Origin of the sequence: Xenorhabdus sp. KK7.4, from assembly GCF_963876465.1 — a bacterium.
Lineage (GTDB): Bacteria > Pseudomonadota > Gammaproteobacteria > Enterobacterales > Enterobacteriaceae > Xenorhabdus > Xenorhabdus stockiae.
Genome location: NZ_CAWNQF010000002.1, coordinates 12,291 through 38,030, shown reverse-complemented (window position 1 = coordinate 38,030; position 25,740 = coordinate 12,291). Strand labels below are relative to the sequence as shown.

Below are 25,740 nucleotides of genomic sequence, written 5' to 3'. Positions count from 1 at the left end.
GATTGGCTTTATTGTGATGTCGTGGTTATTCAGTCTGTTACTGGAATACCTCGGGATGACTTTTTTCTGGCCGGATGAGGGCGCGGCTCACAGCCAGACCATGATGAAAACCGAGTTGCAATTTTTATCCACGGAGTTTACCCGGAGTCTGCTGTTATCAAATCCCGCACAAACGGTCTCTGACTGGCTGACGCAGGCGTATCAATGGCTGTTTGTCGACAGTGGTTTTCTGCACTGGATACAGGGGAAATCGCACTCTCAGCTTAATAGTCGCAATGATTTTATGCGTGAATTCAATACGGTATTACAGGGCGTATCGTATTATTTGCGTGAATATGCGCTGGCGACGGTGTTTATCACGATGGTCACGTTAATCAGGTTAGCTATTCTGGTGCTGTCCGTTCCGCTGTTTGTAATGGTGTTTTTGGTCGCGCTGGTTGACGGGCTGGGACGACGGGACTTACGCCGGTATGGCGCAGGCTATGAATCGAGTTTTGTTTACCATCATGCTAAGCGGGGCATTAAACCGGCTTGCACGATCCCCTGTGTGCTGTATTTATCGTGGCCGGATGTGGTGTATCCCACGGTGATATTGCTACCTGCGACACTCTTGCTGGGAATGGCGGTGGTGATCACAACGTCGATGTTTAAAAAGTATTTGTAATTGCATGTAATGGAAACGTTTAAGAGTCAACTTCCGGTACATCAATAATGTGATCTTCCAGATTATCAATGATTGTATTAGGTAAGCATTTTATGCTGGTTAATAAACTCCCTTTTTTATAAACATCGACCCCAGCACTATACTTTGTACCCTCATCTGTTGAGGTTACAGTGTAGGTGAAATCACCATTTTTGAAGTTTAGTTCACGAATACGCGCTTTCCCCGTGTCAGTTTCAGCCGCATTAATTATATTAAACCTTTGAGATAACTGTGCTGGGGTTCTCTGTAATTCGATATCGGGAGCCTGATTAATTTTACCAAATCGATAGGTATATATTCCACCATACAGGCTCACATTGACCATTTTATGGTTCTTATTAACGCACTGAAACACAGTTACTGTATGAGATGCAGCTATTGTTGGAAAAGATAGACTAAATAGTGATAGTAAGGTTGCTGTTTTTGAAAGTGGTTTACGCATGAAATGTCCTTCACTTTGTTGCCCTAGTCATAAAATTAGCTCAAATAATGCATTAGTGGTAATAATTGTTATCTCTATTAAGCCAATATGCTGGACACTGAACTGCAAAATCTGTTTTGCAGTTCAGTGTCAGCAGACAAGCCGCATAGCGGCGCGTCAGTCTTCCCGGTTAATGCTGATATTTTGACGACACATTCACCACTTGTGTCATCAATTCAAACCAGTCACAGGCCTGACAAGCCCGGTTGCTTCCTTTTGGATCGAAACAGTAATGTTCGTGCGAAGTATCTTCGCAATACACTACGAATGGCTTATCGATTCGGTGCAGCTGAATAGTCGCCGCCTGTTCTTTGGAGGCCGGAAAAAACGCGCCACCGATGTCGGCAAACAGTTCGGTATCGTCCTGCTGTGCATCACAGTGTTCGCAGTGGTTTATCCAGTGCTGTCGGTGTAACTGTTGGCTGATGGCTTTGCGCAGGGTGTGGTGAAAACCGGGTAGCACATTACGCACGATAGACGGGATATCGACGAGATAAAACACAAATGCCGGTCTGTCCTGTTCGGTGTAGTCCACTTCCGTGTCGGGTTCCTCATCCTTATCTGCTTCCAGTAATTGATGTCCGGCAGGCAACATAAAGGCAGTGACGGTGGTGGGTTCATGACAGTGCGGACAGGGTATCCGGGTTTGGGCGAGATACCAATATTCCGCATGCACATTGTAAAACGGCAGCCACTGCATAAACGGCGCCGGGTCAAAACTGCCATCGATATACCAGATTTGGGCGGCCGCATCCCAGTGTGCGCCCAGCTTTCGCACTGTCTCATACTCATCATCGGGGACGTGTAAATCAATCCGCAGCATATTGCTTGCTCCCTTCATTGCTCAGTGTTGGTTGAATAAATTAGTCAGACTATTTAGCTAATTTTCACCAAAGCATAAAGAGTTTATTGCTGATCTGATTTAGAAAACACCGCATCCTCGCACTCGGAGTCTATGATGAGGTGAGTCTTTATGCGTTGTTGCTTTTCGATATCCGGTGCGGCCTGTCTGCTGGGATTGACTGTATTGTGTATGCCAATCGCACAGGCGGCGGAGAAAGATGAACTGGCCAGTGCCAAACGTCTGATTGAGCAGGTACAGATAGCGCTGGAACGTGCCAGTCTCGCCGAAAAGCAATCTGACCCGTCAGAACATCCTCGTTATCACTTTGATTATTCACGCATCAGGGCGGATCTCAATACCCTCAAAGCCGGTATCGATCACTACCTGAGTCCTTCCCGCGAGCAACCCCGTGTTCCCGCGACCATCTCGGGGGATTACCGTCAGGAACACCCACAATGACCCCTGTCCAGCGCCATGCCTTTGAAGCGGCTTCAGGACACGTTGATGTCACTTTTTTATATCTGGTGTGTGTCGGCTTTTTTCTGGCCACGTTGTTTCTGTGGGCGGCCTGGGCGGCGGTGGAGGTCTGGAACGGCTGGGCGAATGAAAAAGTGCGTAATCAGACCCTCAGCCAGTTTGCTCTTCGAACCGCAGTATTGCTGGTCGTGGCGGTCTGGATGTTTGCCAGTTGAGTCAATAAACATAACAAAAAGGAACTGAATCACTATGAAACGAATTTTTACCACCTGCCGTCAGTTCAGCACAAACCTGATGACCCGGGTCAGCACTTTTCTGTTGCTGCTGGGGCTTTCCTGTGAGTCGGCCTGGGCCGATTTGCCTTCGATTGAACCGCCCTCAAGTGGGGGCCGTGGCGGATTAATGGGACAGGTAAAAGGGTATGCGCAGGATGGCATTGTGATTGGCGGGCTTATCCTCTCGGCGGTCGCATTCTTTAAAGTGGCCTCGGCGGCGGTAGAAACCTTCTCCGAAGTGCGCGATGGCAAAGCCACGTGGACCCAGTTCGGCTCGATTATTGTGGTCGGTATTGTGTTGCTGGTTGCGGTGATCTGGTTGCTGGCAAAATCGGCCAACATTATTTTTTAAGGTGCCGCGGATGCAGACGATCCCCTTTTTACCCGATCGCTTAAACGCCGAACCCGTTGTATTCCGCGGCTTCACCACGCCGGAGATGGGGCTGGCAGCTATCGCAGGGCTGGCCCTCGGTCTGGTGGTCAGCCTTCCCTTCATTCCGTTTGCCGGTTGGGTGATGCTGCCGACCGGCATGCTGATGATGCCGTTGTTACTGCTGAGTGTTGGCGGGCGCTGGCTTGCCACCTTAAAACGGGGCAAACCGGAAAATTATCTCTGGCAGAAACTGGCCGAGAAGAAACGCCGGTTAGGGCTGGGTGATCCGACGTTGATTATTGCGGCGCAGGGCTGGTCATTACACCGCAGCAGGCAAGCGTACCGCAACGGGAGAGTCGTGTGATGAGTCGCTTTCGTCATGCGGTCAGAAACCGGGACCAGCATATTCTGACCCTGCGGGTAGTATCCGGAATTCTTGTACTGGTTCTTCTGATGAGCCTGCTGGGCTGGATGGCTTCCCCGCGCAATCTCACCATTCATAACCCGCCGGATTTACGCAGTGGCAGCACCCGGGCGTGGTGGGAAGTGCCGGCACCGAGTGTTTACAGCTTTGCTTTCTATATTTTCCAGCAACTGCATGCCTGGCCGAAAAACGGGGCACAGGATTATCCGGCCAAAATTGAGGCCTTATCGCCGTATCTGACGCCGGCCTGTCAGGATTTTCTGCGTGCGGATGCCAGAACCCGGGCTGACAGTGGTGAACTGCTCGATCGGGTGCGGGTGGTGTATGAAGTGCCCGGCCGGGGCTACGAGACACGCAGTGTGACGGTGAGTGATCGCGATAACTGGATGGTACGGTTGGATTTGGTGGCGGATGAATATTATCACGCCGAACCGGTCAAACGGGCATTGGTACGCTATCCGCTGAAAGTAGTGCGCTGGGAGGGGGATGCGGAGCGTAATCCTTTTGGTCTGGCACTGGATTGCTACGACGGGATGCCACAGCGGCTGGAAGCGCTGCCACCGTCAGCGGAAGAGAAAAAAGGCGTATTTCAATGAGAAGAGATGTATTTGACTGGCGCGGTGTCGGGCTGGGACTGGTCAGCCTCCTCCTGTTCTGCGCTGGCGCAAAAGCGGATGAGCTACTGACATGGGAGCGTATTCCGTTATCGATTACGCTTCAGGTTGGTCAGGAACGGATTATTTTTGCGGACCGGAACGTGCGTGTCGGTCTGCCCCCGGCACTGGGTGAGAAATTGCGGGTGCAGAGCACAGGTGGCGCGGTTTATCTGAAAGCCAGCAGCGCGTTCCCGTCAACCCGGCTGCAATTGCAGGACAGTGAGAATGGCGAAATTATCTTACTGGATGTGACCGCCGGCAAAACCGGGGCCAGTGAACCCGTGCGTATTCTTTACCCGGCTGAAAAATCAACCGATTCAAAAGATAAATCGCACTCACAGAGCAAACCATCATTGTCTGCGCCTACTCCCGTGCTGTTAACCCGCTATGCGGCCCAGCAACTGTATGCGCCACTGCGCACCGTTGAGCCGGTCAACGACATTCAGTCGGTGAACCTGCATCTGCCCGCCTCCATCACCACACTCTACCCGTCAGAGCCGGTTGAAGTGACCCCGCTGGCCGGCTGGCGACTGCATCATCATACGGTGATGGCCCTGAAACTGCGCAATACCGCCAAACGCGTTATCTCGCTTGACCCACGCGTCTTACAGGGACACTTTGTGACCGCCGCATTCCAGCATCGCTGGCTGGGAAAATCGGGAACACCCGAAGATACCACAGTGCTCTATCTCGTCACCCAAGGGGCACCGGGTAACGCCTTAATCCCTGAGCCGGTACCAGTAAAACCGGGAGGCCGTGATGCAGATTAAATCCAACAGTCTGGTAAAAATACTGGTGCCGACGGTACTGGTTATCGGCGGTTTTATCGGCATTAAAAGTTGCAGCTCAACAGAGAATAGCGTGCCGGATAAACCACAGAATAACGCGCTGGCGACCCTCTCTCCGGAAGAGTTACAGGCACTGGGGGTGGGTGGGGATACACCGGAAGATACCCTGCGCACGCTGGTCGGGACGCTCAATGCCGTGCGGGCAGAGCAGAAACGCTTAGACCAGCAGAATGCCGCGATGCGAAAAGAAAATGACCGGTTAAAAGGACAAAATCAGGATGTTGCCGGTCAGATAGAGGCTGCGGTTGCTACTATCCGGCAGGACGATGAACAGCGCCAGCGCACGTTACAGGACGAACAGCAGGGATTGCTGGCCCAGATTGATTTGCTCACCGAGCGCTTAAATTCAACGCCGTTGCCGGCACAGGATAATCAGATACCACTGGGTAGTGGACTGGCAGGTAGTGCTTATTCTGCCGGCACTCTCAGAGGACAGGATGACCTTATCTGGGTTACCCCGGCCGATGAGAAAATCCCCGACAGGCAAGCGATGGGCAATGGAAAAACGGCGGCTCAGTTCCCCACCTCTTTTTTAAGCGAACAACCGGCCACCGTAAAAAATCATCCACAAGTGCCATCGGCGAAGGCAGACAACGAAAAACCGGTCTACACCTTGCCGGAAAATGCCACTCTGGTGGGCAGTCAGGCCATGACCGCGTTGTTAGGCCGGGTACCGGTCAATGGTACGGTCACTGACCCCTATCCGTTTAAAATTCTTATCGGTAAAGACAACCTGACCGCTAACGGTATCGAACTGCCGGAGGTGGAAGGCGCGGTGGTGTCCGGTTCCGCCAGTGGTGACTGGACACTGTCCTGCGTGCGCGGTCAGGTCAATTCCATCACCTTTGTGTTTCAGGATGGTACGGTGCGCACCTTGCCGGGCAGCGGACAGAATCAACAGGGTATCGGCTGGTTGTCCGATGAAAACGGCATTCCCTGCATCAGTGGGGAGCGTAAATCCAACGCCAGTACCTATCTGCCAACCCTGTTTGCCCTGTCAGCCATGAATTCCGCCGGCAATGCCCTGAACGAGAGCCAGCAAACCGCACAAACGAACGGCGCCGGCGGCATCACCTCCGCATTAACCGGCAATGCGGGACAAGCGGCACTCGGCAAAGCGGTGGCCGGGGGCATGAATGAGATGAGCGAGTGGCTCAGGCAGCGTTACAGCCAGACATTCGATGCGGTTTATGTGCCACCCGGTGCAAAGTTAGTGGTGCATATCACACAAAGTCTGGCGATTGATTATGAAACGACAGGCCGTCAGGTGCGTTACGGTTTTAGTGAATCAGCTCAACGTCATCATCAGGAAGCCTTAGATTAATGGAAACGACGTCTTCTCAATGGCTGTTTAGTGCCAGCCCGCCTTATTGTCTGCAAACCCATATAACACCACATGCGGAACCCACACCGGTTCAGCTTGACTGGCGACCCGGGCGTACCCAGGGCAGTCAATTGACTCTCGCCAGCGGCAATGAATGCCGACGGCTGAATGACGGGGATTTTACCGTTTTTCGGCTGACCGAATTTCAGTGGCAATCAATGATTGCAGGCAACAGCGGGGTTGAACACTGGGAGCGCTTGCCGTTTACTTTATCGGAACTGGCGGTACATCCGGAATTTGCCACGTTTACCCTTATGAGTAGCACGGAGGCTCAGGGATGAGAAAAATAACTTACGCTATCGTGTTAGGTCTGACAGGGCTGCTGGCAGGCTGTTCAACGTCGAAAGACACGTTGCTGCCAGCCGGCGAACAGACGGTGCTGGCGATGTGGCAGGGAAATCAGGCGGGGCAGAGCGTAGCACAGGCAAGGCAAATTTTGCGCCGGGCGTTAACCCCGGCCGAACGTAATCGGGCACTGAATGAGCCTGACAGCTACAGCCGCTCGACTGCACATGAAATCAGCCAGCAGTTTCCCCGCCTGCCCAATCCCGATATGGTGATGTATGTCTACCCGCATCTGGTTGCCGGTAAGACCCCGGTACCGGGCTACAGCACGGTATTCCCGTTTTATCAGCAGGTGCAGTATGCCCTGCCGGGTGAACGCACGGAGGCTCGGTAATGGACAATCCCAAGGCATTGCACCGTCCCGGCACACTGCGCGAAACGGATGAAGCGGCGATTTACCGGGCGAATCCGTCCATTATCGACTACCTGCCCTGGGTGGAATATCTGGAAGACGGGCAGTGTCTGTTGCTGGATGATGGTGTGTCCGTGGGGGCCGTCTATCAGATTGAACCGGTCGCCACCGAAGGACGTCCTGCTGAACGGTTGATTGAAATCCGTGACCAACTGGAAGATGCCATTCAGGACAGTCTGGACGAGGACGATATTTCGCCGTGGGTAGTGCAGTTTTTTTGCCAGGATGAAGATGATCCTGACAATTATCTCAATACCTTGCGGGGCTATGTGAAACCGTGGGCGCAGAGTACAGCCTTTACTGACGCTTTTCTGGCAGAATCAGCACGTCACCTGAACAGCATTGCCCAGCCTGACGGGATATTTCAGGATTCTCTGATTACCGGACAACCGTGGCGGGGGCAGCAGCGCCAGACGCGCATGGTCGTCTACCGCTGGTTGCCTGCGCATAAATCGAAGGCATACCCTCAAACGGTATCGTCGGTGGCAGCACTCAATCAGGTCTGCGAACGACTGGTCTCCTCACTGGCATCTGCCGGTATTGTGGCGACCCGACAAAATGGTAGTCAAATTCACCACTGGCTGCTGCGTCATTTTAATCCGGCTCCGGACTGGGGCATGGCAAAAGCCGATTTTTACCGGGCAGTGCGTCATGAATCCCCCACACAGCCGGATCTCCCGGTGAATAATGACTTTGCCGAAAGTCTGTGGTTTACCCCGCCGGTGTCTGATCCCGATAACGGTGTCTGGTGGTTTGACGGTCTGCCGCATAAAGCAGTGCCGGTTGAGCGTCTGCGGCGTCCGCCCGAGCCGGGCACCCTGACAGGGGAAGTGAAACGGGGAGACAATATCAATGCCCTGATGGATATGATGCCGGAAGGCACGGTGGTCACACTGACCATCGTGGCACAGGCACAGGATACCCTGGAAGAGGATTTTACCCGGCTGGCGAAAAATGCGGTGGGCGAAAACACCGAATCGCTGCGCGTCCGGCAGGATGTACAGGCAGTGAAGGAATTACTGGGACGACGCCATAAATTGTATCGTAGTGCACTGACTTTTCTGGTGCGCGGTCAGGATTTAGATAATCTGAACCAGCGGGTGCATCAGCTTTCTTCCACATTACTGAGCGCCGGATTACAGCCTGTGCGACCCGAATTCAGTGTGTCCCCGCTGAATGCTTATTTACGGGCGTTGCCGATGGGCTTTAACCCGCAGAAAGACAAAAAACACTGGTACAGCCGCCTGACGTGGGTCCAGCATCTGGCAGGACTCTTGCCAGTGACCGGACGTTCAACCGGCACCGGGCATCCGGGCTTCAGTTTCTTTAATCGTGGCGGCGCGCCACTGACCTTTGATCCGATGAACAAACAGGATCGCACCCAGAATGCGCACTTATTGCTGTTCGGCCCGACCGGGGCAGGCAAATCCGCCACGTTGTGTGCTTCGCTGGTACAACTGATGGCTATCCACCGGCCACGATTGTTTATTGTCGAAGCGGGGAACAGTTTTGGCTTACTGGCCGATTACTATGAAAGTCTGGGGCTGACCGTGAATAAAATTGGTATCAAACCGGGTTGTGGCGTCAGTCTGGCCCTGTTTGCTGATGCGCATCAGTTACTGAAACTCAGTCCCAAACAATTACGGATTAATGAAGCCGATATTCCGGAGACTGATGAAGCACAGGAAGACGGCGATGAACAGCGTGATATTCTGGGGGAGATGGAAATTGCCGCCCGGCTGATGATCACCGGCGGTGAGAAAAAAGAAGAAGAACGCCTGACCCGCTCGGATCGCGGTTTGATCCGTGAAGCGATTATGCTGGCTGCGCAGACCAGCTATGAGGCAGGGCATCAGATGGTGGCCTCGGATTTACAAACTGCGCTGTATGCCATCGCCCGTAACCATCGACAGGATGAACATGGTCAGTCATTAATCACCGCACACCGTCGGGCACGAGCGGATGAAATGGCCGGGGCCATGTCGATGTTTACGCAGGGCTTTGAAGGAGAACTGTTCAACCAACCCGGCACCCCGTGGCCGGAAGTGGATGTGACGTTAATTGATTTGGGTACACTGGCACGGGAAAACTATTCGGCACAGATGGCACTGGCGATGGTGTCATTGATTAACACCGTGAATAATCTGGCAGAACGTGACCAGTATCAGGACAGGGAACTGCAACTGGTGATAGATGAAGGCCATATCACCACCACCAATCCATTGCTGTCCCCTTATATGACCAAAGTCGTCAAAATGTGGCGTAAACTGGGGGCCTGGTTGTGGCTGGCCACGCAAAACCTCGCTGACTATCCGGATACGGCTGAAAAAATGCTGAATATGGCCGAATGGTGGTTGTGTCTCACGATGCCGCCGGATGAAGTGGAACAAATCGCGCGGTTCAAAAAACTCAACGAAGAACAAAAAGCCGTACTGCTTTCTGCCAGTAAACTCCCGCGTTGTTATACCGAAGGCGTGGTGCTGGCGAAAAAAATTGAAGCCCTGTTCCGGGTCGTGCCACCGAGCCTCTATCTGGCGCTGGGGATGACAGAGAAAGAAGAAAAGGCCGAACGGCGGGCATTAATGCGGGAACATCAGTGCAGTGAGCTGGAGGCGGCGGTGTTGGTGGCTAGGAGAATGGATATGGCACGGGGATTGAAGCTGGCATAAATATTCAGCCGTATTATCGGGTATATTGACTGAGAGAACGTTAAGCCTCTTACCTAAAAAACTGAGATAAAAACAAGAATGAAGAATGGTCAGCCAAATCATAGAAAAAAGAAACTTTATCGACGGATTAATACGAAGACCCATTTCGTTCTTCATCATCATGGTGGCGAATATCGATGGGAACGTTCAAAGCAAAAATTAGTCAGGGAGGATATGCCATATTTTTCATCTATGAAAGGAAAACAAAGACGTGGATTAGATTACACGCCGCTCTTTATGTTTTTACTGAGTAAAATCGGTGAGAAATGGGATGCTGTTCACAGCGAAGCCATTCAGCGACTGGACCGTCCTGAGCCTATATTTTGGATAGTTGCGTTACATGAGCATGAACAAAGGGATTATATCCGCTGTGGTGAATCAAGTTATTATAATGGACTATTTGTCGATGAATATGGTTTTTTGAGAACAGTTAATTCAAATCTGTCAGAAAATGATATACCTATCCTGTGCCAGTGTTGTACGCATACATTTAATGGGATCCCTATCCGCCGATGACTTAGCAATTTACTCGGAAAAAAGAATGTAAGTGTAACCTGCGAAGCACTTTTTCAGCCTGTTACCGCTTTTATCACTAATGAAAAGGATAGCAATCCGCGGAACATTTACTTCTCTAATATGTTTTTTATCCTTTGTATTTCCTGATTGAAGAACTGATCTTCAGTAAAATGACAAGAAAAGGCTTCGAGCATATGATTGATCAAGGATTTAATGTCGGAGCGGGTGAGCCGTTGCGGTTTAACCAAAATTTTGTAAGCTGCTGAAACCGCATTCAAGCTAATGCCATATTCATAACGACCGATCTCTATTGCTTCGATGATTTCGTCAGGTACGGTAGCAAAATTCATATCACCTGCTTCAGATTTTATCTGCATATAGAGCCAGACTTCTTCCAGAAAGTCTGATGGAAAATTATCCTGATACTGATTAACATAGTCGATAAATGTTTTTCTATAATACTCGGCATCGCCATCTCCTATTAAATCAATGTGCTCAGCAACTACTGTTCCTTGTATCCATGATTTCATACATTATCCTAATATGGATTGACAGAAAGACGCTGTATGTCAGATTTTGCATAGATTACAACAAAACAACCTTCTGCCAGAAAAGATGGTTTTGTTTTACTACAGTTATTGCCACTTTATGACAACAATAAAAAACCTTCCATAACGAGATTAAAATTATGGGTTTTTTTCGTATAGCGATCATTATAAGCGCATTGATTTTATGATTGTTGGTTTTTAATTTCCCCGAATCCGGGGAAATTAAAAAATGAGGAATTTTAGTGGTTGCTAATTATTCTTGAGAGGATAAGTTTACAACAATTCTTCCTCGGATTTTTCCATCCATGAACGTCGGTATCGTTGATAGCACTTGGTCAAGAGATATTTCAGAGCTTATTTTATCCAGCAATCTAGCATCAATAATGCTCGAAATTCGTTTCCAGGCATTAATCCGATCTTCATATGGTCGCATAACACTGTCTATGCCGGCTAATGTAATGCCACGCAAAATGAATGGAGCCACAGTGCTATTAAAATCCATACCCTGGGCTAATCCACAGGCGGCAACGGTTCCTCCATAAGCTGTACAGGCACATATATTCGCTAAAGTATGGCTACCAACACTATCAATAGCACCAACCCATCGCTCTTTCATTAATGGTTTTCCAGTTTCAGAGAGCTCTTTTCTATCAATGATTTCTGAAGCTCCAAGCGTGTTGACCAAATAGTCTGACTCTTCAGGACGTCCCGTAGAAGCGATAACCTGATAGCCCAGCCGAGAAAGTATTGCTATAGAAAAACTGCCTACACCACCATTTGCTCCGGTTACTAATACTTTTCCGCTATGTGGAGTGATGCCATGCTTTTCCAACGCGATCACTGAAAGCATGGCGGTATAACCTGCGGTGCCTATCACCATAGCTTGTTTTGGTGTTAAACCTTCAGGGAGTGGTATTAACCACTGGCTATTAAGTCGGGCAATTTGAGCTAACCCACCCCAATGTTTTTCCCCTACGCCCCAACCATTAAGTAAAACTTGATCCCCTTTTTTGTATTTGGGATTGGTACTGTCTATGACAGTGCCAGCAAAGTCTATTCCCGGAACCATAGGGAATTGACGCACTACTGGGCTTTTTCCTGAAATAGCTAATCCATCTTTATAATTAATTGAAGAATAACTAATTTTTATAGTAACATCGCCTTCGGGCAACTGTGATTCATTGATATCATTTACGGTGGCTCGATATCCATGCTCATCTTTTTGAATAAAAATGCCTTTAAACATACATTTTCCTTATATTTTAATAAATCTGCTGATTTTGTTTACAAATAACATTAGCGTCTTTATCGTTTATTTTATTTTTAGACTGAGTAGTGTTTTTTAGCTGACATACTAATGTTGAACCATAGTCATTATTTTTTTCATGAGACATACTTCTTGCCCACACAGTAACATGCGCTGATTCCTGAGGATTAATTTCACAATTTTCCTTCAAATTAAATGCATGAATAGAATTTCGTGGAATATAAAGGAGTTCATCTTTAGTGGGAGTTGTTGATAGCCAGTAATGGCTAACATTCATTGTTGTTGCACCATTAAACTCCAGTGTACGGCTGTTTGAATTTTCATTAATCACATTAAATAATTTATTATTTTTTCCAACAATAAATTGTTGAATTGAATTTAAACAACGAGGTTCACGGATTGTATAATATATCTCAGGATTATTATGGAAATGATAAGGATAAAAGGAATCCATAGCTTGGACTGTCATGCCTATTTCAGCACCAACGGGTTCACCATTGATTGTATCTATCTGTAATAATCCCCAATGTCCCATAATTTCACCATAAGCATACCCACCTCTGAAAGCCTCTTCACCTGCATTTATAGAGTGTTCTTTGTTGTTTGAATATAAAGGAACCCAGCCCACACTTGCCCATAAATTAGGTAAGTTGGTGGCACTGATATCGTAGGGAAAGCTTGTTGGCATCTTAATCGCTTTTCCTGTGACCATTTTATAAAAATTGTTATAAAATCTTATTCCTGCCATTTTTAAACTGTCGTTAGAAATACTTGAATAATAGTCTTTCAATGAGGGTCTATTTAGCCACTGTGCTACGGGTGATGCCTGTTTCAGTTGTTCACTAGGACTATATAATTCTTTTGCATTTTTTTGTGGTGTAAAGCATTTAAACGCTTTATCCTTATTATTTATGACAGTGTAAACATGTTTAACTAAGCGTTGCATATCGACGTTATCCATAATGCATTGACGTGTAGGCCCAGTTAATTGTGGTGTATTTGTTTCTATAACAGATATAGCAGAATTGAGACATTGACTATCAGTTGATGTTGTGATCGACTTGACATAACCCTCCAGATATTTTATAGACTCATCCCAAAGTAAATTTACAAGTTTCATTTCTTCTGGAGTATAATTAGGCTGAGTTGTTAAACATTTAAATTCAGCGTTATTTATTTCATTTTTATCAATGAAATTTGGAAGGTCAATAGAAAATGCACTTGTTGAACACAAACTCGATAAGAGAATAAACTTCTTCATAACTAACTCTTTTTATAATGTTAAATAACTTAAACTCATTTTATCAAAAAACAAATAATTTAGACCGGCTGTCTATAAAAAGACAAAAAAATTAACGCGGTAAATTGGTAATAAATCCATCAATAAAAATGTTTAATGGGCTTGCTTCTTTGGTTAATTTAGCTCTCATTACTGCACCTTCCCAGCCAATCCAAAAAAAAGAAGCAAGCTTTTTGCAGTCAGCAATAGTGGAAAGTTCACCAACTTTTTGTGCTTCGATTAAACAGGCCTCTATTTTATCCTGCCAATCATTCATAATATTACTTAAGATATTCCTATATCCTTCAGGCAGGGTAGTGACTTCCTGACTCAGATTGCCAACTAAGCAGCCACGCTCAAAATGGTATTTTGCCATGCCATTTTTAGCATCTTCATAAAACGCATATATTCTATTTAAAGGGGATAGTAAGCTATTATTTAAACAATTATCTAATTTATTAGAGAAGTATCGAGCATAGCTAGCCATGACCTCACGGCCAAAAGACTCTTTACTATCAAAATAGTAATAAAATGAGCCTTTCGGAACGCCAACTTTTTTCAATATTCCTTCAATATCTGAAGTCATATATCCTCGTTCGGTGAGCATTTCTATTCCACTGTGGATAAGCGCATTTTTGGTATCAATATTATTTCTTGGGTGCTTAGGTGGCCGCCCTCTGCGTGGTTTTTCTTCTGAGTGATTCATGATTATCTATTGATAAAATTAGTTTTTGCAAAATATAGACTAACTGTCTATAAAAATCTAGCAATTTATGGGTATCCACTTTTTTCACTTTAGTGAAAACTAATTAATTACTGACTATGATGAAGTGTTTCTTCAGTCTAGTCCGATGTTTTGTAGAGTGGACTATTTATTATGTGGAAGTCAGGGATACAGTTTTGTTTGGGAATAACGGTATCATTATCAGTTCATGCCAACACAGTGGTTTATACTGACAGCCAACATACGCCCACTCACCTCACCCCCGAAACACGGGTCGTCTGGCTGGATGCGGCTGAACAACAGCAAAAGCAAATCTTCTCTCAGCTTTCTACTGATCCCCAGCAAGCCGCTGTTCAGGCACAGGCAATACTGCAATCCCCCCAATGGCGTCAGCAGGAACAACAACTGATCAAGGCTTACCGTGCTGTGGTGCAGGCCTGGCAATCCGGCGTGCAGAAGTATCCGGCCGTGGTCTTTGATGATAGGGAGGTGGTGTATGGCACGGCGGATGTGGCAAAAGCCCTCGCACTCAGGGAGCAACATCAGCCATGAGTCTTCAACGTGTGACGTTTCCTGCACTCATCACCCTGATAGCGGCATTTTCCCCGATGACACAGGCTTCCATCAATACGGCTCAGATTGTTGCCGGCAGTCTCTCGCCCTCCTGCATTCAGTGGCGGGTCAGTGGCCTCTGTTACTGGCTGCTCTGTGGCCTGCACGGTTGTACGGTGAAAACCTCGGTGAAGGTGACCCATTATCTCCCTGAAGCGGTGGTATCCACCTATCACGCCTCCGGTGGCAATCCATGGACAGAAATGGCACAGGTCAGTCAACTCGCCGGTGGCGTGGAAAATACCGTGACCGGGGCGTTATCCCATCTGAACGCCGGCGGGGGTAACCACAATGTCCAGATTGCCGGGCAACGGCGTACCAGTCTGCGTTTCAGCTATGCTGATGCCATCGGGCATCCGGCAACTAACCTGATTGGCGGACAAATCCCCGGCTATTCGTGTCGCAGTGCCGCCACCCCGCTGATGCCTTATTTTCTCAGTACGCTGGATTCGGTGGCGTGGCGCTCTGGATTGCCGGAATCATTCTATCCGGAAGCCCTGATACCCGGTCAGCGGGAGCTGGGCAGCCAGATGGCTGGCACTATGTGGGGCAATATTTACCCGCGCTCAGGATTTGTCAATCAGACCGATGATGACAAGGCATCTGCCGTGGTCGCACAGCGGGTTGCGGATATCATCACCCGTATAGGGCAACCCCATGTTTATCAGACATTAAAAGGCACCCGCACTGACGGTTACTGGCCACCTGAATCGGTCACCGAAAACACCGGTAGCAAAAATCATCACTGGCAGCGGTTATCACCGACGTTAAGTCAGTCCTGCGCCGTGTTTCCGGACGGGGAACATACGGCGGCTCGCAATGGCAATCAGGCCTATGCCCTGTGGCAGCCTTACAGTTGTTGCCAGCGGCGCGGACAGCGTTTTCTCAGCAGTACGGATATCTGAAAAAGGGATAAATCATGATGAAAATAAACATGTTATGGCTGATAGTCGGTGGACTGGTCATCGCGTCTGCGCAAGCTAACGCCACAGGATTATCCCTGACATTACCGCAGGTGAACCGCAGTGCACTGGGCTATGGGGCAGACGCCAGCGGTGCGGTGTCCGATACGCTGTTCTATACCCTGGGGGGTGGTTCGGTGATTTCTGAACCGGCCAGTCGCAGTGGCTCTGCCACACTTGGCGGGTTGGAGTTGGGCTGGCGCTCAGATTTGATGTGCGGCAATTTTGACCTGAAAGCCACGGTCAGCAATCAGTTGAACGGGATTACGGCCGGGTTCAAGAACCTGATGAGTGATGTCATTCAGGGTGCCACCGGTGCGGTGGCCAGCCTGCCTGCGATGATTATCCAGCGGGCCAATCCGGGACTGTATGACATGCTGACTAACGGGGTGTTGCAGGCTAATGTGGCGTTCGACAAAGCCCAGTTCAACTGTCAGGCGATGGTCAATAAAATGATGGATTTTGCACAAAATAATAAATGGACGCAGTCAGCGGCCTTGCAGGAATACAAAAGTCTGGTTAACGGCGGGGATGGTGATGCGGTGCGTGTCAATAACGCCGGCAGCAAAGCCACCGGTGCCGGCGGGCATCCGTGGATTGGCGGGCAACGGCAGGGGGGCAAGGGACAAAATGCCATTCGTCCGACCCGGGATTTAGCCAGGGCGGGTTTTAATATGATGAATCAGTTGCCGGTATTGAGCCAGTCGTTGGTCAGCAGCCTGAAGTGTGAAGGCAGTGCCTGCCGTAAATTCAGTAATGCGCAAGAAGCAGCCGAGGCCGTGGTCAGCGTACTGGGTGACCGGGTCATCCGTACCTGTGCTCAGGCGGCAGACTGCACCAGTGGTGGCGAAAAGCACCAGCCGGGCACCACCGTGGCGGGTACGGGCTTTGCCCCGATGCTGGAAGCTCATACCCAAACCAATACGGAACAACTGGTCAAGCTGGTCAGCGGTACGGAAAAACCGACGATGGTCAATCTGGCGAAACTGAAAACCGGCAGTCTGACGGTAACCAAAGGCGTCATTCAGGCGTTGCAGCGCGACCCGGACCGGGCTGCCCTGACGGGACGTTTAGCGGGAGAGCTGGCGATGGCGGAAACAGTCGAAACTGCGTTACTGATGCGCCGGATGCTTATCACCGGCATGTCCGAACCCAATGCGGCAGCACAGTCCGAAGCGCTGGCTGAAGGGGAACGCCGGATTGCCGCGCTGGACCGGGAAATTGATGCGCTGAAGAATGAAATGCAGCTGAAACAGGCCCTGTCCCGTAATGCCATCCTGACCATTATTGAGCGGGACACCCAGCGCATCAACATGCATCCGCAAAAACAAGTGCCGGACAGCACCGATGCGCGTTTTTACCAGTTGGAAACCCCGAGCCGTGAGCGCAGGTAAGGCGGATGATGACAGAGAAACATTCAATATTCAGAAAAGGTGCCGTGTTATCACTGCTCATCGTGTTGGTGATGGGCATCACTTTGGCAACAGGCTGGGTCGGGCTGCATCAGGCAGAAAAACTTCACCGCATTCACCACTGGGTGACCGAAACCGGGGGAGTCTGGTTAATCTGGCGGTCAGGCCTGTATGCGGTACTGAGCTGGGGAGGTCAGAAAGTCTGGCAAAGGGTGAAACATCTGCCGGAATATCGCGCAATGTTGATACGGATGATGATGGCCAGCCTGCTGTTTATCCTGCTGGGTGAGTATGCCTTGTCAGGCACTATTGAGGAGATACGATGACAGCCAACAGCTATCTGGAATATTTTCTGACACTACTCGGCTGGGTCATCAACAATGGCCTATGGCACATCCTGATTGCGACCGGATTGTTTACGCTGCCGTTAGTGGTAAAAGTGATTTCGGTCTGGCTGAAAGTCAGGGAGTGTGGCGAAGAAGACGGTCAGGCCGGGTTACAGTCGCTGGCCCGGATTGAAAACACCCTGTATAGCGCGTTCTTCGTGATGGTGGTATGTTGTGTGCCGCTGGTCAATGTCAGCCTGACCACCCTTCAGTACGATACTTCCCGTGCCAAAAGCTGTGGCACCTGGATACCGACAGCGCCGGATAGCAGTGGCTATGCGCCGGTGATGTCCAGCCTGAACAACCAGACCGCGGCTGTGCCGCTCTGGTGGGCGGTGGTGCACCGGTTATCCAAGGGACTGACACAGGCGGCGGTGGCGTCCATTCCTTGTCGGCCGGATCTGCGGCAACTGCGCTTTGACGTGCAGCACACCCGCATCAGCAACCCGGCCCTGGCGGCGGAATTGCAGGATTTTACCCACGATTGCTATGCTTTAGCCCTGTATCAGTGGAAACAACGCGATCAGGAACACACGACCGATCCGATTATCCTGAATGATATCGGCTGGCTGGGCAGCCGCACGTTTTTAGCCGGGGATTACCGGACGCTGCAATCCCGCCTCCCCCGGGCGGATTTTCCGTGGCAGGAGAGCCGGGATAACGGGCGGCCTTATACCGGGCAGGGCGGATACCCTACGTGTCAGGTCTGGTGGTCAACCGCTCAAACCGGTCTGAAAGATCGGGTACTGGCGCAGGCCGATCCGGGGTTGTGGTTGCGCCTGTCAGCGACACTGAAAATACTGGGTAAAAACACGCCGGCTTATCAGGAAGCGGTGATCCGCCGTCTGGTCAGCCCGGTGAACCTGACGATTTCTCAGGAGGGCTATGTCTACGCAGGCTATGGCGGTAATGCCGATCCCACCTTGTTGGATGGCGCTAACCGCATCGGCACTTCCGCAGGGGCTTTATTGGGTGGATTACTCAGTATGCCGATGTTCGATGCGGTACGTCAGGCGTTGCCGATGATGCAGGCGGTGATCCTGATGGCGTTGTATATCCTCATACCGCTGATTGTGCTGTTTGCGGCCTATGAGTTTAAGACCATCTTTACGCTGACGTTTGTGATTTTCGCACTGAATTTCCTGACCTTCTGGTGGGAACTGGCGCGCTGGCTGGACAGCCATTTACTGGAAGCCCTGTACGGCTCAGACACCCACAGCCTGTTTAATCTGGCGGGTATTCAGAACACCTCGGATGATTTAATCATGGGGCTGGTGATGGGGACACTGTTTATTGTCCTGCCGATGGTTTGGCTGGGGGCATTAGCGTGGGCCGGGGTACGCATGGGTGATATGGCCGGAATGATGAGTCAGGGCGTAGGGCAGGTCAGGCAATCTGCGGGTATGTTTGGACAGCTGGTGATGCAGAAGATGATGTCTAAAGGAAAGTAATCAGATTTACTCTTTAAAACTTAAGGGGCAGGATACTGCGCCTTAAGTTGAGTCTGAATTTTATATTTTCCTTTTTTTAATCTATTGATAATTATTTCGATAATTTAAATAAGTTATGTTGAAGCGTTAATGTTTTAATTTATTCACTGTTGAATTTAGGCCTTGTGTGCACATAATTCACACAGCGCTTATGATCTGTATCACAAAACAATAAGTTATTGAATGTTATTTCAGTTAATGTGGCATATATATAAAGTGATATACTTCCATGTTATATCGATATCCTCTTTAGGGTAGTAGACGATATTTAATATAGAAGCCTCAAGGGTTGCAACCCTTGAGGCTTCGCTGCTTATTTTTACGCAAAAAATAATGTGTAAAAACCGTTAATCATAAATCTTACCTGCTGTGTCTATATGCTGAATATTTCTTGGAATATGTATTTTTATTATTGTTTACAATTGGAAAGTCTATTTGGTTGATTTTACTTAAATGTTAAGGTTAGTTATTTCGTTATTGAATTAATAATGAAAATAGTTAAATTAGAACGCATTTAATGAGCTGAGAAATGGATTGAAAAAAGTGACGAACGATGCTAATGAAAAGGGTAAGAGCAGGAAGAATAAAAAAGACACTGACTATTTTATCCCTTACAGAACAACGTATGATTTACGTTTAAGTAAAAGGGAGCCTAATTTAATCAACATACTGAGACAGGTTCAAGGCTATGAATATGGTTTTTTTACCGTGTTGGGTGTTCGCCCTTGGTCTCAGCGGAGTGGTGGGAAAAATAATTCCATCTATGTCGTCAGATGCCGGTGCGGTAAATATGCGGTCAGAACATTAAAAGCGATTAGAAATCCGAATAATGTTAATGACATGTGTGTGCATTGCCAGCACCTGTTTAATCGAAGGCGTAAAGAAATCTTTCACACGACAGGAGACGATGTGGATTTGTCAGAACTAACCGGAATTAAATGTAAAATACCTTTGGAAATAAAAGAATAAGAAAACAGTGTAATGCTTCTGGATGAATTTTTAGAAATATGCTTTATTTTCTATACGTGAGGGGAGCTTATTTTCACAGTAGTGGATCATTGAAAAAAATGATACTTTTAGGGGCGGAACTTAGAATAATTATCAAATTTATGATGATGCTATAAGATTAACTACCGGAAGAATATGAAGATCTTCCGGCATTTAATCAAGGTGGTTTTCTTGTTTTTTTATTAGAGGGAGATGTTTTCCAACCTATTAATATTCCCGATTCTCCACAGATTTTGTTTATTTTATCAAGTTCAGAATCTTCTACCTTCCATAACCAAAGCTCATTATTTAATTTTATTAATGAACCATTTTTATCATCGCTTAATATCCATTTTTTCAATTTTACATTTCCGACTTTAGTTTCAAAATGAACATTATTTATTATGTTGTAAGGATAAATCATCCTTAGCATACTATTATTATACCGCTCTTTTCCATTAAATCTGCCCGGTGTCTCTTTTTTAAAAAGAGTAGGATTCTCATATGAGTACAGACTTACAAGATTATTTCCGCCTGCATAATAAAATGCCTTTGTTACACTATCAGTATTATAGATAATACCATAAGATAAACTCACTTTTTCAATTAACAACTTAATAAATGAAAGAATTTTTTCATTGTTACTATTTTCGTTAGGGATTTGCGCATCTATATGAAAAAAACCGCCAAATTCATTAGTTACATAACCAAAGGAAGACAACCAAGGCTTATGATCGCCTTGTTCACAATACATTCTAAAAGAGGTTGATTTTTGATCTAAAATTCTATCTTTCAGCTCGGAAAATGAGACTTCTATTAGTTCATGATCGCCGGTATGATCACCATTTTCTATATATTTAAAATATCCTATACTGGTAATGGGAATTTCAAAAATACTAAAGAACAAACTACCTAGTTCATAAGCGATAAGTGGCGGTAATGTGTTTGAATTATATATTGCTATACCTGTATACATAATTTCTACCTATATACTTGATATCAAGCTATCTAACATCGATTTCATATCCTTAGCTTTATATGGCTGTTCAAAAACTAAAATTTGGGTTACTTATAGATTCTTGATTGTGTGATTAATATTTATTGTTCTTTTATATTGGTTTTGGAATAATAAATACTGATGAATACACTCTTAATCATATTGATTAAAGCCAGAAGATAAAAATATCATTCTGGCTTAGTTACTAACTCTAACTACATTAAATTCTGTAATGTACTGGCATTCATGGTAATTTCCTTTTTACTCTTTTTCTACTACTTCCGATATCATACCCATAATCTATATCATATTCTTTAAATGCATCATCTGACTTTATTAATTTTAATCCTGCTATTCTTTCTTTTTTGAGTTTTTCAGCTGCTATCTCAGAAAGAAAAATATAACCGGATAATAAAGTTCTATCTATAGAGAAAACATCATAATTTAATACATTTTCATTAAAAACTAGCTTGTGTGGCATTAAAGAACCAAATCTATCTTCTTCTAATTCCGATTTTTCTAAATCAAGGAGGTTATCCTTTTGTGTAAGATACATATAATTCATGTCATTCCTGATGATTTCACCATTATTAATAGCGGTTGCTAATAATTTTCTATGAAAAAAATCAGTTATTCTGAAAGATGTTAAAAGTTCAAGAAATGAATCTGACATGATATGACCATGTCCATCTTTATAGTAATTGAATTTCAAAGCGCCGATATTCTGACCGCACAATAAAAACAACTCATTAGGGCATTTAGGGTCTTTCATATAATAGGGAAAGGAATGCTTTGAACCTTCATAATCCCAATTTTCATTCACTTGCTTATTTGTATCGACAATAGCATGAAGATACCGTGGAATGAGAGAAGATTTATAATCATTCATTAACACATAGTAATTCATTAATTTAATCTCTTGCATGTATTAGTAGGGACATTTCCTGACCAAATCCTATTTTTCATCTCCATTTGAACTTTTCTTATTCTATCCCTTGCTTCTCGTTCAGTGATTCTTTGATTTTCATCTTGGTGCTCATATGCAGCTTTTATTGCTACAATCTTAGCATCTACCTGTCCAGAATATGTATTATGATTACTGCTATGGAATACTTTCATTCCTTTGCCAACATCATCCTGCATTGCTTTTTTACTGCCGGGGATATGGATACCATTTTCCACTGAGTTCATTCTTCCGCCAATACCAATTTTGTCCAAAAATTCTTGATGTTTTGTCCAGGTATCAACAGGAATGACATGGTGAGCAGATAATCTGTCGCCTACTTTCCCTGCCATTGCCTTATCCAAAATACTGCTATTTGATAATCCGTAGGGATCGACCCAGCCTGTGGGATTATATACATACCCATAAGGATTCAATCCACCCTTTAAATTCAGAGGGTCGGGTGTTAAGTATTGTCCATTTTCAGGATCATAGTAGCGGAAACGATTATAGTATAGTCCGCTTTCTTCATCCTCATACTGGCCCATGAAACGTAGATTACAGCTGACGTGATAATCCGCATCATTGGAAGCGCTGACTTGGGAACGTTCAGCCTTACCCCATGTGGTCAGCCTCTGTGCCCATACCAGTCCGCCTTCTTCGTTTAACATCTCGCGCGGTGTGCCCTGATGGTCACTGACAATATAGTGTAACTTTCCGCACTCAAAACGTGCTGACGGCGTCAGTGCGCCCGGTTCGTAGATCCAGCGGATACGTTGCGCTGCTGCGGGGGTCCCATCGGCATACAGAGGCGTTTCTTCGATAAGTTGGTCACCGCTCCACAGATAATCCTGCCCCATAATTGTGTTGGATTTAACACTGAGATCCGGCTTGCCATTGAGCCAGCGTTGTAAATTGGCCGCGGCCAGTTTTCCATCGTGTACTTTCAGTTTACGAATTCTTCTCCCGAAAGCATCATAGCGATAATGCCAGCGCGAGCCGTCCGGGGTTTCACATTGCGTCAATTGATTCAGCACATCCCAACGGTAGCGCCACACTTGTGGCCGGAAACCGTCAAGTTGCTCGGTTTTTTCAATAAGCCGCCCGTTAGTGTCATAACGGTAGCGAATATTGCCGTGCTGCACGACACGACCGGCTTTCTGTCGTTGCGTGATGTGGGTGATTGCGCCGTGAGCATCCACGGGAATATGCTGGCTTAAGTTGCCATTGGCATCATAACTGAACTGCTCTTCATACGGGCGCGCGCCCTGATACCGGGTCTGGGTTATCTGACCGTTGGTATTGTAGCGGTAACGGGTCTGTCCCCAGCGACCATCATCAACCACCCGGAGGTTGTACGCCCGGTCATATTGCCAGCTACGGTTGACCGCCGTGGCCTGTGGCGGAAAATGGGGATTGTTTTGTTGCAGGGTTTCCCGGAACAGGGCGGTTGCCCGTCCGGCTGACTGATGAGACAGCAAACCCGATGCGGTATAGCGGCTGGCCAGAATAAAGCCGTGGGCGCTTTCCCGCACTATTTCTTGCCCTAGTGGATCATGCTGTAAAGACAACGGGCTGTGTTGGTTAAACTGAAAATGGTTTAACCCGCCCAGCCGGTTATACCCAAAATGCAGCGTATCATCACCCAGTGTTTCTGCAACAGGCAGGTCGTTGAGGCCATCCCATTCATGCGCGATTTCACGCCCGTTCAGACGCTCACTTATCAGATGCCCGGCCTCATCATAGTCGAATTCCACCACCGCATCCGCTGAGACAGCCCGGGTCATCCTGCCTTTTGGGTCGTAGGTATAGGCCGTCTCGGCCTGCAAGGTCGTGTCTAGTTTTCCGGCCTGCCAGTATTCCTGCCGTAAAATCTGGTCTTTGGCATTATAACAAACACGAATGAGCTGACCGTTGGGATAGCGTGTCAAGGTGCGGCGGCCGGCTCGATCATAGGTATAGTCGATCGTGCGTCCGGTAAAATCGGTTTCACGGATAATTTGTCCGGCTAAATCCCGCTCATAGCGATACGTTTCACCGGTGGCCATCGTTACGCGGTTCAGGCGAATTAAGCGATCATAACCAAAATGCAGGACGGTCCCATCCGGACGGGTAAGCTGAGTCAGCAGGTCAAAGGCGCCATAAGTATAACGGGTGATATTTCCCTCACCGTCGGTGATTGAAGTGACCCGGCGCTCATTATCATAGTCGATATGCTGTTTTACCCCGTCCGGCAATTCAATTTCTGTGACGCTGCTTTCCGGACTGGCATGGAATGCACAGTGCTGATAACGGGTTTGCTGACCCAGTGCATCGGTCATACTCCGTAGCCGCCCCAGCCCGTCCTGCTCATAGCGGGTGGTATAGCCGTTGGGCGCCAGAACACCATGAAGCCGGTGCTGTTCATATTCATAACGCCATTGGGTACCATCAGGCAGTACCCGCCTGAGGATTTCACCATGCTGGTTGTAACGGTATTCTTCCAATCGCCCCTGTGGGTCGGTCACGGCATCCAGTGCGCCCTGATCGCTGTAGTGAAAAAGCCATTTTTTGCCATCCGGCAGTTTGGCCTGCACCAGTTGACCGTATTCATCATAATCGTAGACAAACACCTCACCGGAAGGCTGTATCAGTTGGGTCAGTTCCCCGTGGGGCGTATATTCGAACTGTGTTTTTCTGCCCAGGGGATCGGTTTCTGACAGTTGATGACTCAGATCCCACTCCAGCACGGTTTCCCGCCCCAGTGGGTCAACTTTACGGGTGATCTGACCGTCTTCATTGTACCAATAGCGGGTACACCCACCTTCCGCATCCAGATAAGTGGTGACTTTGTTAACATCATCATACAAAAAACGATCCTGCCAGTAACCTTGCGGGGTGCTGACCGAGACCACCCGCCCCCGGTTGTCATACCCCATCCTGACATCCGTTGAATCTGTGTCATACCAGCGGGTCATCGCGCCACGGGGATCGTATTCGTGCCACAGGTGACTGAACTGAAACGAATGGCATTCTGACAGATAATGTTGAGCGTTATACTGACAGGTGACCAGTGTCTGGCGCAGTGCTTCAGTCAGGTATTCGACAGAAGCCAGCCGGTTCTGGTTGTAGTCCAATAACAGGCGATAACCATCGGAATGGATAACCTGTGACAGCCGGTATTGTTGCTCCCCGAAGGGATCATCATAATGGAAGGTGATGTGGTTATTGTGGCGGTCACGGATCGCAGACAATAACCGTTTATCGCCTGCCGGCTGTTCAAAACTCTGCGTTAATTGGGTCTGACGATCAAACAGGTGCAACCCGCCCGTTAAAGAGCCAAACAGCAGATAATGTCCGGCATGCAGGTTAACTGAGAACACGTTTTCATCCGGCGTATGGAAGGTGTAAACCACCCCATCCGCATCGGTAAAATGGGTGGCTTCCCCCTCCCGTTTCAGGTGTTGTGACCAGTCATCAGACCACTTAGGACCGAACAGGCCGGAAAAATTTTCGGTTGAACGGTAAGTGCGGGTCAGTGACAGCGGCAGGGTGCCGGGCAGGGAGAGCATCGGCCACTGTTGCAGGAAGTCGCCCGTGGCCATATCCACCGGGTCACTACAGGTATCGTTGTCGTTCGGCTTTTTACTTTTTTTCTGCGTGGAGGCTTTCGGCTTATCCGATTTTGTGACGCCTTTTTTATTGCGT

General features: G+C 47.8%; 27 protein-coding genes. 18 read left to right on the top strand and 9 right to left on the bottom strand.

Annotation, left to right across the window (positions count from 1 at the left end; all coding sequences use genetic code 11):
- A partial coding sequence (locus AACS90_RS02490; RefSeq protein WP_099121651.1) for a TIGR03747 family integrating conjugative element membrane protein occupies window positions 1–664 on the top strand: 664 nt, incomplete at its 5' end.
- A 19-nt stretch (window positions 665–683) separates the two neighbouring features.
- On the opposite strand, the gene AACS90_RS02485 is transcribed toward AACS90_RS02490, so the two are convergent.
- Together AACS90_RS02485 and AACS90_RS02480 are read right to left on the bottom strand one after the other, a co-directional pair.
- Window positions 684–1,145, bottom strand: coding sequence for a hypothetical protein (locus AACS90_RS02485; protein WP_099121650.1), 462 nt, complete (start codon window positions 1,143–1,145; stop codon window positions 684–686).
- 169 nt (window positions 1,146–1,314) lie between these two features.
- On the bottom strand, window positions 1,315–2,007 hold the full coding sequence (locus AACS90_RS02480) for a DUF5710 domain-containing protein (protein ID WP_099121649.1): 693 nt from the start codon (window positions 2,005–2,007) through the stop codon (window positions 1,315–1,317).
- Between the two features lie 150 nt (window positions 2,008–2,157).
- Here AACS90_RS02480 and AACS90_RS02475 point away from each other — a divergent pair, with 150 nt between their 5' ends.
- From AACS90_RS02475 to AACS90_RS02425, 11 genes are all read left to right on the top strand, one after another.
- Window positions 2,158–2,487, top strand: coding sequence for an integrative conjugative element protein, RAQPRD family (locus AACS90_RS02475; RefSeq protein WP_099121648.1), 330 nt, complete (start codon window positions 2,158–2,160; stop codon window positions 2,485–2,487).
- Window positions 2,484–2,720, top strand: coding sequence for a TIGR03758 family integrating conjugative element protein (locus tag AACS90_RS02470; protein ID WP_099121647.1), 237 nt, complete (start codon window positions 2,484–2,486; stop codon window positions 2,718–2,720). Before AACS90_RS02475 ends, AACS90_RS02470 begins: the two co-directional genes overlap by 4 nt.
- 79 nt (window positions 2,721–2,799) lie before the next feature.
- Window positions 2,800–3,132, top strand: a complete 333-nt coding sequence (locus AACS90_RS02465) for a TIGR03745 family integrating conjugative element membrane protein (protein ID WP_241538216.1) — start codon at window positions 2,800–2,802, stop codon at window positions 3,130–3,132.
- Between the two features lie 10 nt (window positions 3,133–3,142).
- Entirely contained in the window at window positions 3,143–3,517 is a 375-nt protein-coding gene (locus tag AACS90_RS02460) for a TIGR03750 family conjugal transfer protein (protein ID WP_099121646.1), read from the top strand.
- Complete coding sequence (locus AACS90_RS02455; protein ID WP_099121645.1) at window positions 3,517–4,173, top strand: PFL_4703 family integrating conjugative element protein; 657 nt, start codon at window positions 3,517–3,519, stop codon at window positions 4,171–4,173. Before AACS90_RS02460 ends, AACS90_RS02455 begins: the two co-directional genes overlap by 1 nt.
- A complete protein-coding gene (locus tag AACS90_RS02450; protein WP_099121644.1) occupies window positions 4,170–5,003 on the top strand; it encodes a TIGR03749 family integrating conjugative element protein in 834 nt (277 codons plus the stop codon). Before AACS90_RS02455 ends, AACS90_RS02450 begins: the two co-directional genes overlap by 4 nt.
- Window positions 4,993–6,405, top strand: coding sequence for a TIGR03752 family integrating conjugative element protein (locus AACS90_RS02445; protein ID WP_099121643.1), 1,413 nt, complete (start codon window positions 4,993–4,995; stop codon window positions 6,403–6,405). Before AACS90_RS02450 ends, AACS90_RS02445 begins: the two co-directional genes overlap by 11 nt.
- A complete protein-coding gene (locus AACS90_RS02440; protein ID WP_099121642.1) occupies window positions 6,405–6,746 on the top strand; it encodes a hypothetical protein in 342 nt (113 codons plus the stop codon). Before AACS90_RS02445 ends, AACS90_RS02440 begins: the two co-directional genes overlap by 1 nt.
- Window positions 6,743–7,144 (top strand): TIGR03751 family conjugal transfer lipoprotein, encoded by a 402-nt coding sequence (locus AACS90_RS02435; protein ID WP_099121641.1) that lies wholly within the window; start codon window positions 6,743–6,745, stop codon window positions 7,142–7,144. Before AACS90_RS02440 ends, AACS90_RS02435 begins: the two co-directional genes overlap by 4 nt.
- Window positions 7,144–9,891: a conjugative transfer ATPase gene (locus AACS90_RS02430; protein WP_099121640.1), complete on the top strand. Its 2,748-nt coding sequence runs from the start codon at window positions 7,144–7,146 to the stop codon at window positions 9,889–9,891. The genes AACS90_RS02435 and AACS90_RS02430 overlap by 1 nt, the downstream gene beginning before the upstream one ends.
- Window positions 9,892–9,969: 78 nt before the next feature.
- Window positions 9,970–10,446, top strand: a complete 477-nt coding sequence (locus AACS90_RS02425; RefSeq protein ID WP_099121639.1) for a hypothetical protein — start codon at window positions 9,970–9,972, stop codon at window positions 10,444–10,446.
- A 107-nt stretch (window positions 10,447–10,553) separates the two neighbouring features.
- Here the strand turns inward: AACS90_RS02425 and AACS90_RS02420 are convergent, their stop codons facing one another.
- From AACS90_RS02420 to acuR, 4 genes are all read right to left on the bottom strand, one after another.
- Window positions 10,554–10,976: a hypothetical protein gene (locus tag AACS90_RS02420; protein ID WP_099121638.1), complete on the bottom strand. Its 423-nt coding sequence runs from the start codon at window positions 10,974–10,976 to the stop codon at window positions 10,554–10,556.
- A gap of 271 nt (window positions 10,977–11,247) precedes the next feature.
- Complete coding sequence (gene acuI / locus AACS90_RS02415) at window positions 11,248–12,240, bottom strand: acrylyl-CoA reductase (NADPH) (protein WP_099121637.1); 993 nt, start codon at window positions 12,238–12,240, stop codon at window positions 11,248–11,250.
- 16 nt (window positions 12,241–12,256) lie between these two features.
- On the bottom strand, window positions 12,257–13,522 hold the full coding sequence (locus AACS90_RS02410; protein ID WP_099121636.1) for a dimethylsulfonioproprionate lyase family protein: 1,266 nt from the start codon (window positions 13,520–13,522) through the stop codon (window positions 12,257–12,259).
- A 91-nt stretch (window positions 13,523–13,613) separates the two neighbouring features.
- Window positions 13,614–14,246: an acrylate utilization transcriptional regulator AcuR gene (acuR, locus tag AACS90_RS02405; protein WP_099121635.1), complete on the bottom strand. Its 633-nt coding sequence runs from the start codon at window positions 14,244–14,246 to the stop codon at window positions 13,614–13,616.
- A 171-nt stretch (window positions 14,247–14,417) separates the two neighbouring features.
- On the opposite strand from acuR, the gene AACS90_RS02400 reads away from it, so the two are divergent.
- From AACS90_RS02400 to AACS90_RS02375, 6 genes are all read left to right on the top strand, one after another.
- Window positions 14,418–14,816 (top strand): TIGR03757 family integrating conjugative element protein, encoded by a 399-nt coding sequence (locus tag AACS90_RS02400; RefSeq protein WP_099121634.1) that lies wholly within the window; start codon window positions 14,418–14,420, stop codon window positions 14,814–14,816.
- On the top strand, window positions 14,813–15,781 hold the full coding sequence (locus tag AACS90_RS02395) for a TIGR03756 family integrating conjugative element protein (RefSeq protein WP_099121633.1): 969 nt from the start codon (window positions 14,813–14,815) through the stop codon (window positions 15,779–15,781). The genes AACS90_RS02400 and AACS90_RS02395 overlap by 4 nt, the downstream gene beginning before the upstream one ends.
- A 17-nt stretch (window positions 15,782–15,798) precedes the next feature.
- Window positions 15,799–17,232, top strand: a complete 1,434-nt coding sequence (locus AACS90_RS02390; RefSeq protein WP_371635332.1) for an integrating conjugative element protein — start codon at window positions 15,799–15,801, stop codon at window positions 17,230–17,232.
- Window positions 17,233–17,237: 5 nt separating this feature from the next.
- Complete coding sequence (locus AACS90_RS02385; protein ID WP_193757172.1) at window positions 17,238–17,576, top strand: hypothetical protein; 339 nt, start codon at window positions 17,238–17,240, stop codon at window positions 17,574–17,576.
- Window positions 17,573–19,087 carry a conjugal transfer protein TraG N-terminal domain-containing protein gene (locus AACS90_RS02380; protein WP_099121631.1) on the top strand — a complete coding sequence of 505 codons (1,515 nt, stop codon included), beginning with the start codon at window positions 17,573–17,575 and terminating at the stop codon, window positions 19,085–19,087. Before AACS90_RS02385 ends, AACS90_RS02380 begins: the two co-directional genes overlap by 4 nt.
- A gap of 582 nt (window positions 19,088–19,669) precedes the next feature.
- Window positions 19,670–20,095: a hypothetical protein gene (locus AACS90_RS02375; RefSeq protein ID WP_099121630.1), complete on the top strand. Its 426-nt coding sequence runs from the start codon at window positions 19,670–19,672 to the stop codon at window positions 20,093–20,095.
- A 196-nt stretch (window positions 20,096–20,291) separates the two neighbouring features.
- Here the strand turns inward: AACS90_RS02375 and AACS90_RS02370 are convergent, their stop codons facing one another.
- The 3 genes from AACS90_RS02370 to AACS90_RS02360 all read right to left on the bottom strand — a co-directional run.
- Complete coding sequence (locus tag AACS90_RS02370) at window positions 20,292–21,089, bottom strand: hypothetical protein (protein ID WP_099121629.1); 798 nt, start codon at window positions 21,087–21,089, stop codon at window positions 20,292–20,294.
- 265 nt (window positions 21,090–21,354) lie between these two features.
- Window positions 21,355–22,017 (bottom strand): Imm43 family immunity protein, encoded by a 663-nt coding sequence (locus AACS90_RS02365; protein ID WP_099121652.1) that lies wholly within the window; start codon window positions 22,015–22,017, stop codon window positions 21,355–21,357.
- On the bottom strand, window positions 22,017–25,740 hold a 3,724-nt coding region (locus AACS90_RS02360), incomplete at its 5' end, for an RHS repeat-associated core domain-containing protein (RefSeq protein WP_153043653.1). The genes AACS90_RS02365 and AACS90_RS02360, both read right to left, overlap by 1 nt.